This is a genomic window from Staphylococcus sp. HMSC077D08, from assembly GCF_001837945.1.
Taxonomy (GTDB): Bacteria; Bacillota; Bacilli; order Staphylococcales; family Staphylococcaceae; genus Staphylococcus; species Staphylococcus epidermidis.
Map to the genome: position 1 here is coordinate 11,298 of NZ_KV834815.1, position 444 is coordinate 11,741.

Annotated in this window: 4 tRNA genes; all 4 read right to left on the bottom strand. The window is 50.9% G+C overall.

Features of this window, described 5'->3' with window-relative positions:
- Positions 1-39: 39 nt before the first annotated feature.
- The 4 genes from HMPREF2663_RS09545 to HMPREF2663_RS09560 all read right to left on the bottom strand — a co-directional run bounded on the left by HMPREF2663_RS09545 (position 40) and on the right by HMPREF2663_RS09560 (position 404).
- Positions 40-113: transfer RNA gene (locus HMPREF2663_RS09545), tRNA-Ile, on the bottom strand.
- Positions 114-140: 27 nt separating this feature from the next.
- A tRNA-Met gene (locus HMPREF2663_RS09550) sits at positions 141-214 on the bottom strand.
- A 24-nt stretch (positions 215-238) separates the two neighbouring features.
- Positions 239-314: transfer RNA gene (locus HMPREF2663_RS09555), tRNA-Ala, on the bottom strand.
- A 16-nt stretch (positions 315-330) separates the two neighbouring features.
- Positions 331-404 (bottom strand) — tRNA-Pro (locus HMPREF2663_RS09560).
- Positions 405-444 lie beyond the last annotated feature (40 nt).

The following is a 444-nucleotide window of genomic DNA, read 5'->3' on the forward strand; positions in this document are numbered from 1 at the left end:
ATCCCTTCAGCCGGACTTGGGTATTCCTCCAAAATTATATGGACCTTGCAGGACTCGAACCTGCGACCGAACGGTTATGAGCCGTTAGCTCTAACCAACTGAGCTAAAGGTCCTGAATATAAGTATACAACTAATAGTAGTGGCGGTGGAGGGGATCGAACCCCCGACCTCACGGGTATGAACCGTACGCTCTAGCCAGCTGAGCTACACCGCCGTTATGTAGTTTGTAAATTAATAATGGTGGAGACTAGCGGGATCGAACCGCTGACCTCCTGCGTGCAAAGCAGGCGCTCTCCCAGCTGAGCTAAGCCCCCAAAATTTATTTTACTATCGGGAAGACAGGATTCGAACCTACGACCCCTTGGTCCCAAACCAAGTGCTCTACCAAGCTGAGCTACTTCCCGTAAAATAAGCGCGCCCGATAGGAGTCGAACCCATAACCTC